Source organism: uncultured Methanobrevibacter sp. (genome assembly GCF_934746965.1).
Classification (GTDB): domain Archaea; phylum Methanobacteriota; class Methanobacteria; order Methanobacteriales; family Methanobacteriaceae; genus Methanocatella.
In genome coordinates, this window is the sequence record NZ_CAKVFS010000004.1 from 219,373 (window position 1) to 226,412 (window position 7,040).

At 29.3% G+C, this 7,040-nt stretch carries 8 protein-coding genes; 5 read left to right on the top strand and 3 right to left on the bottom strand.

The features are described 5' to 3' along the window. Positions 1-82: 82 nt before the first annotated feature. Positions 83-313 (bottom strand): zinc ribbon domain-containing protein, encoded by a 231-nt coding sequence (locus Q0984_RS04805; protein ID WP_299524348.1) that lies wholly within the window; start codon positions 311-313, stop codon positions 83-85. Between the two features lie 106 nt (positions 314-419). Here Q0984_RS04805 and Q0984_RS04810 point away from each other — a divergent pair, with 106 nt between their 5' ends. Further along, positions 420-935, top strand: coding sequence for a ferritin (locus tag Q0984_RS04810; protein WP_299524351.1), 516 nt, complete (start codon positions 420-422; stop codon positions 933-935). Between the two features lie 21 nt (positions 936-956). Here the strand turns inward: Q0984_RS04810 and Q0984_RS04815 are convergent, their stop codons facing one another. Beyond that, a complete protein-coding gene (locus tag Q0984_RS04815) occupies positions 957-1,394 on the bottom strand; it encodes an ACT domain-containing protein (RefSeq protein WP_299524353.1) in 438 nt (145 codons plus the stop codon). A gap of 10 nt (positions 1,395-1,404) precedes the next feature. After that, entirely contained in the window at positions 1,405-2,706 is a 1,302-nt protein-coding gene (locus tag Q0984_RS04820; RefSeq protein WP_299524356.1) for a phenylacetate--CoA ligase family protein, read from the bottom strand. A 163-nt stretch (positions 2,707-2,869) separates the two neighbouring features. Between Q0984_RS04820 and Q0984_RS04825 the strand changes: the two genes are divergently transcribed. From Q0984_RS04825 to Q0984_RS04840, 4 genes are all read left to right on the top strand, one after another. Beyond that, positions 2,870-3,580: a DUF2162 domain-containing protein gene (locus Q0984_RS04825; RefSeq protein WP_299524359.1), complete on the top strand. Its 711-nt coding sequence runs from the start codon at positions 2,870-2,872 to the stop codon at positions 3,578-3,580. A gap of 16 nt (positions 3,581-3,596) precedes the next feature. Further along, positions 3,597-4,241, top strand: coding sequence for a MotA/TolQ/ExbB proton channel family protein (locus Q0984_RS04830; protein ID WP_299524362.1), 645 nt, complete (start codon positions 3,597-3,599; stop codon positions 4,239-4,241). A 6-nt stretch (positions 4,242-4,247) separates the two neighbouring features. Next, complete coding sequence (locus tag Q0984_RS04835; RefSeq protein ID WP_299524366.1) at positions 4,248-4,586, top strand: DUF2149 domain-containing protein; 339 nt, start codon at positions 4,248-4,250, stop codon at positions 4,584-4,586. 354 nt (positions 4,587-4,940) lie between these two features. After that, a partial coding sequence (locus tag Q0984_RS04840) for an Ig-like domain-containing protein (protein WP_299524369.1) occupies positions 4,941-7,040 on the top strand: 2,100 nt, incomplete at its 3' end.

Below are 7,040 nucleotides of genomic sequence, written 5' to 3' on the forward strand. Positions count from 1 at the left end.
CTGGCAGTTTATGGAATCATTATGGTATTTTTTACCACAGTTTGTACAAAACCTTAAAGGAGTAGAACTATAATTTATATCATCAACAATTTTTTTTTAACATTGATGTTCCTTGGTTTGGATTAATTGTATTATATCCACAATAACGACAGTAATTCCATTCATTTACTATTCCTTTTTTACAAACAGGACATTTTTCTAAGGTTACTAATTGGGGTATGTCTAGTATTTTGAAATTTAGTTTGTTTCCACAATTCATGCAAAATTTATCATTTTCATCAATTAATGCTCCACATTTATTGCATTTAACCATATTATCACTTTATATATAATTTGTTCATGAGATATTATATAATTTATTGATTTAATCTTAAATTATATATAATGGATTTTATAATTTATTAGTAAAGGTGAGTTATATGCTTTCTAATAATATGGAAAAAGAAATAAACAAACAGATTAATGCAGAATTATATTCAGGTTATCTTTATTTATCTATGGCTTCTTATTTTGCTGATGAAGATTTACCGGGTTTTGCTAATTGGATGAGAGTACAAGCTCAAGAAGAATTAGAGCATGGAATGAAAATGTATGATTATGTAATTAGAAGAGGAGCTTCTGTTACTTTAGATGCAATTGAAGGACCTCAAACTAAATGGGATTCTCCGTTAGCTGCATTTGAACATGTATTGTCTCATGAACAAATGGTAACAGGTCTTATTAATAATTTAGTGGATGTAGCTATTAATGAAAAAGATCATGCAACTAACAATTTTTTGCAATGGTTTGTTGAAGAACAAGTTGAAGAAGAAGAAAATGCAATGGATTTAGTAAGTAAAGTAAAAAGAGCACAAAATTCTGTTGATTTGATGTATACACTTGATAGTGAGTTAGCTATGCGTGTTTACACTCCACCAGCAGATAATGAAAATTAAAAGGTAAAGTTTTACCTTTTTTTATAAGTTATATACTTCCTCTGGAGGTACTATAACTATTTTATTTTTATTTAAAGCATTTATTAAATCATCTAAATTATCTGTGTGTAACAGAAGAATTGCTTTATCTTTTTTATCATGAGTAAATGCATATAAATATTCTAAATCTAAGTTATTTTCTTTAATAGTTTTTAATATAAAGGATAATCCTCCTGGAGAATCAGTCATTTCAATAGCTACTATTTCAGTTGTTTTAACAAGATAATGTTCTCCAAGTACCTTTTCTCCTTTTTGTGGATTGTCTACTACAACTCTTAAAATACCGAAATCAGAAGTATCTGCAAGTGATAATGCTCGTATGTTTATATGGTTTTCAGATAAAGTTTCAAGAGCATCATATAAACTACCTTTTTTATTTTGTAAAAATATTGATAATTGTTTTACTTTCATATTATTCATTTTTATCCCTTTAATGTAAGTTTCTTTCATCTATAACTCTTTTAGCTTTCCCTTCATATCTTGGAAGGCTTTTTGGTTCAACTAATGTTACTTTTACCCTGATTCCTGTTTCATTTTCAATAGATTTAGCTATTTTCTTTTGAACATCAACCATTTCTTTTACTCCATCAAAGAAAAGGTTTTTAGAAGCTTCTACTTTTACTTCAATTTGATCTAAAGTTCCAGGTCTAGTAACTATAATTAAATAATGAGGCTCTACATCACCTATTTTAAGTAATGCTTTTTCTATTTGGGATGGAAAAATAGCTACTCCTTTTACTTTAATCATATCATCTGCTCTACCAGTTATTCTGCTCATTCTAACACTTGTTCTTCCACAAATACATGTTTCATAGTTAAGTGAAGTTAAATCTTTAGTTCTGAATCTGATTATTGGCATTCCTTCTCTTTCAAGATTTGTTAATACAAGTTCTCCTTTTTTGTTTGGACCTAAAGTTTCACCAGTTGCAGAATTGATTATTTCTGGGTAATATATGTCTTCAGCTATATGCAATCCTTCTTGAGCACAACATTCTACTCCAACACCAGGACCCATAAGTTCTGTTAATCCATAAATGTTATATGCTGGAGCTCCAAAGAGTGTTTCTAGTTTTTTTCTAATTTCTTCACTCCACATTTCAGCTCCAAACCCTATTGCTTTAAGATTCATGTCTTTGGGATTGATTCCATCATCTTCAGCCACTTCAGCTAAGTGAATTCCATAAGAAGGAGTTGCAATTAAACAGGTCACTCCAAAATCTTTCATTATTTCTATCTGTCTTCTTGTTTGTCCAGTGGATATTGGCACGATAGTTGCACCAATTTTGTGAGATCCATAATGAACACCAAATCCTCCAGTGAATAATCCATAACCATGAGTATTTTGAATAATATCATCTTCATCAACACCCATCATAGTTAATCCTCTTGCAGTTGTTTCTGCCCAGGTATCCAAATCTTTTTTAGTATATCCTGATACAACTGGTTTTCCAGTAGTTCCTGATGAAGAATGAATTTCTTTTATATCTTTTATATCTACTGCAAAAAGTCCATAAGGATAACTTTCCCTTAAATCCTCTTTTGTGATGAAAGGTAATTTTTCAATATCTTTTAAAGTTTCTATATCTTCAGGGAAAACTTCACATGCTGTATATTTAGTGTTATAATAGGGAATTTTGTTAAAAGCTAATTTAACTGTTTTTTGAAGCTTTTTTAATTGTAGTTCTTCAAGTTCTTCCCTTGACATACATTCGATTTTCTCGTTCCAAAACATAAATTGGCCTCATTTATTTTTAATAATATTATATTATGTTTTATCCACTTTAAATATATTTTTTCTAGATTTTATTTAAATTTTTAAAATAAATTTTATATAGTTTAAAGTAGAAATTGTAAAGTGTAATTAATGAATTATTGATTATATCGAGGAAATTAATATGGATATGATGAGTATATTATGGCAATTTGGTGTATTGGCTGCTGTAATCATATTTGGGATAAAAATAGGTTTAGCTTCTGGCCTTGCTAATTTGTCAAAAAAATTATTTGCAGGTATCTGTATAGGTTATGGTGGTGGTGTTTTATTATGCACATATATAGCATCATTCTTTGCTGAACAGATTACTGAAGCTATCTATAGTTACAACACTGTTTTTTATATAATTATGGCATCTATCATGATTATCGCAGGTTTGTTTACTATAAGAGAATGGAAAGTTCATGATAAAAATACAACTACTGCTACTTGTTTAGCTGTTGTTGCTCCTTGTCCATGTTGTTTTGGATCAATTATCGCTTCTGTTTTAATTGTTGCACCAACTATTGGTTTTGGTTTTACAAAATTAAGTATTGTTGTTGCAATTGCATTAGTTATAGTTATGGTTGTTACATATTTTGCATCTAATACTATTATTAAATTAACTGATAAGCCATATCCTATCATATTAGGAAATTTCATGCTATTTTTAGGTGCTTATTTCTTATTATCTGCTATTGTAATACCAAGTATTGCTCAAGCAATGCAAGGTAAATTTGGTAGTGTAAACATGATTGAATCTCAATCTTTAATTGCTATATTAGTTACTTTAGTAGTATTAGTGATTGTAGGAATATTCTTATATAAACGAAGTGATAATCTCTTAAAATAAATTAAGGTGATATTAAATGAGTGCAATACCTGGTACAGAATATTTAAGCGGGGCTTTAGATGTTATATCTCAAAGTTTAACAATCCCCGTATTAGTTTTATTATTAATAATTACTATTATTTCTGTTATTGCTTTAGGTGGATTCATATCTGAATACACTTCAAGGAAGAAAATAGGAGTTGGAAAAATAAGAGATTTAATATTTAAAATTAATACAGCAAGTTCTGTAGATAATTTAATAGATGTTATTTCTAGTTCTGAAATTCCTAAATCTCAAAAAAAAGTTTTAACTGAAATCGCAAAATCTAAAGATTTAGATAGTAATTCTAGAGAAACTTTAGCTCGTAAATTAGTAGAACATGAAGAAGAAAAAATCGATAAAAATTTAAGAAATACTGATATTATTACTCGTGTCGGACCAACATTAGGGTTAATGGGTACTTTAATTCCATTAGGTCCTGGTCTTGCAGCATTAGGAACTGGGGATATTAATACTCTTGCAGATTCATTAACTATTGCATTTGATACTACTGTTGTAGGTATTGGTTCCGGTGCTTTATGTTATTTTATTTCTAAAATTAGAAGAGGTTGGTATGATCAATACCTTTCTGATTTAGATGCATTATCTGATGCAGTTCTTTTTTACATGAATAAACAGTGATTTTATATGGTTAGAAAAAAACAAAGAAGACGTAGATCTTCAGATGAAGACATAGATCCTATGGCAGGTACAACAAACCTTGTTGATGCAATGTTAGTTCTTGCATTAGGTTTTTTAATCTTTGTTGTAATGAGTTGGAATATGCAAAGTGTTATTTTTTCTGACATGTCACAAGATCAAAAACAAGCAGTTATGGAATCTATGAAACAGGTTTCAGAGGTTACTCAAGGTCAAGAATTAAATGATACTCCAGATTCTTCTCAAAGTTCTGGACAAGGATTTACTGAGATGGGAAAAGTTTATAAAGACCCATCGACGGGTAAGCTGATTATGGTAGAAGGCTAAACCTTCTACATTATATTATTCTTTTAAAATTTTTTCATGCTTTTTTTCATGTTATTTGATAACTTGATGAGTATTTTTCAATGTCTTTTTTTAATTGTAACTGGATGTATATTTTAAGTCTAAAATAGCATTCAAAACTTTTTCTAAATATTTATATACAATTTTATATAAATTTCTATTTGTAAAAAAAGGATTTTTAGGATTTCTTAAATGTTGATATTACATTTAGTTCATTAATAACTTAAAAATTAAATGAAATTTTCCAAATCATTTTTTTACACAAGTTTTAAAAAAATAATGGAGGGTATTAAAATATTTAAAAATAAGTTTTTTATTTTTCTGATTTTAAGTTTGATGTTTTTGTCTGTTTCAGCTGTTTGTGCTGAAGATTCTGCATCATTAGACTTAAATGAGACAAATATTGATATAGAAACACCTGTATCAACTTCTACAGATGTAGTGGCTGATGAACAGGAAGTATGCGAATATTCGAATGAAGATATAGTTTATGCATCTGAAATTGGTTTAAATGAACCTTCAAGTAATGATATTGATTTAAGTAGTTTTAAAATATCATATGCTGGTGAAATTACTGATGGGCCTGTAAAAGCTCCTAATGCTGGAGCTATTTATGTAAATCCTATAACTGGAAGTGATTCTAGGACTGGTGCTGACTGGAATAATGCTGTTGCGACTATTAATCATGCTTTAGATATTGTTCCGGATGGTGGTGTTATTTACCTTGCAAATGGTGAATATGCACCGAGTAGTGTTGGTGCGGGTCATAGTAAAAATGTTACTTTGATAGGTCAAAATAGGGATAAAACAATCTTAAAAAAAGCTCCTAAAGGAATGTTAAACCTTGGAGATGCAAATACTGTTAAAATTTATAATTGTTCTTTTATAGATAATACTGCAATGTTGGATGGTGGTGCTATCTGGTTCGAAAAGGTAAAAAATATAGAGATAGTTAACTGTTCTTTTATAGGTAATTCTGCACCTTCAAGGTGTGGTGGTGCTATTTATGCAAATGGTGCGGATAATATTACTTTGATTAATTGTTCTTTTGTAAATAATTCTGCTCAGGTGGGTGCAGCTATATATTCAAACTCTGGAGAGCTTCATGTGACTGACTGTTATTTTACAGGTAATTCTGCTCATGATGGGGCTATTTATTCAATTAGTACTTATCTTATTGTGAATAAATGTACTTTTGTAAATAATTCTGCTCAGAATGGTGGTGCTATTGATCATTCAAATTATCTTATGAGTGTGAGCAATTGTATTTTTATAAATAATTCAGCTACTGGACATACTATGAATATATATGAATGTAGTAAGGCAGTTCTTGAAGGTAATTGGTGGGGTACTAATACTCCTAATTGGAGCTCATTGATATCAACACATTATGTAAACATGGATCATCGTTCATTTGTTGTTTTAAATGTAACTGCTGATGAAACTAGTTATGATGTTTATAATGTTATTGCTAGATTATATTTAAATGGTACTCAAAATATTGCAAATATTCCAACAAGAAATGTGGAATTTAAATCTGATTTGGATGTTGTTAATGGTCAAATGATTAATGGTGTTTTTAATAACACATATACAATTCTTGGTAAGAAAATTATTAGAATAACTGTAGATAATGAAGTTCAAGACATCACACTTAAATTAAACCCAAGAATGGTTCTAAGTGTGAGTGATACCTATATGTATCATGGCTATAACTTCTATTATATTTCATTTGCGTCTGATTTAGGAGGTAATACAAAGGTTAATGTTACTATTGATGGTAAAACCTACGAAAAAATTGCAGATGGGAATAGAATATCTCTTCCTTTATTAGATGCGGGTTTGCATACGATAATTGTTAAATATGCAGGTAATGATAAATATGCTGCTAGTGAAGTTTCTAAGGATTTCGGTGTGCGTAAAGCTTATACTACATTGAATGTGGATATTTCAAATATTGATTATGGTGGTTTGTTAGATATTACTATATTTTTAGGTGATTATCCTCGAAATTATCCTACTAATGTTACTGTAGTTGTAATTATAAATGGTGTGGATTATACTTTTAGTAATGTTTCCTACAAAGCACATTTTACTATTGATTCTGGTTTGGATGTAGGTTCTTATAAATATGAGGCTTATATTAACCATCCTAACTATGATAGTTATTATGGATATGCTTGGTTTAATGTTACTAAAGCAACTCCGAATATGAATGTTTCTGTTGATGATATTAATGTTGGTGAGGATGCAGTTATTAATGTTGATTTACCTTCTGAAATTACAGGTAATGTAACTATTACTGTTGATGGTAATGATTATACTGTAGCTATTAAGGATGGTAAAGTTGTTCAAACTGTTTCTGGTCTTAAAGCAGGTAGTTATGTTGTAACTGTTAGGTATGATGGTGATAATAATTATAATTCTGCTAGTGGT

Coding starts and splice junctions, on each gene's coding strand:
- Q0984_RS04815 (WP_299524353.1), bottom strand. CDS start 1,394: ATGAATAATATGAAAGTAAAACAATTATCAATATTTTTACAAAATAAA.
- Q0984_RS04835 (WP_299524366.1), top strand. CDS start 4,248: ATGGTTAGAAAAAAACAAAGAAGACGTAGATCTTCAGATGAAGACATA.
- Q0984_RS04825 (WP_299524359.1), top strand. CDS start 2,870: ATGGATATGATGAGTATATTATGGCAATTTGGTGTATTGGCTGCTGTA.
- Q0984_RS04820 (WP_299524356.1), bottom strand. CDS start 2,706: ATGTTTTGGAACGAGAAAATCGAATGTATGTCAAGGGAAGAACTTGAA.
- Q0984_RS04805 (WP_299524348.1), bottom strand. CDS start 313: ATGGTTAAATGCAATAAATGTGGAGCATTAATTGATGAAAATGATAAA.
- Q0984_RS04810 (WP_299524351.1), top strand. CDS start 420: ATGCTTTCTAATAATATGGAAAAAGAAATAAACAAACAGATTAATGCA.
- Q0984_RS04830 (WP_299524362.1), top strand. CDS start 3,597: ATGAGTGCAATACCTGGTACAGAATATTTAAGCGGGGCTTTAGATGTT.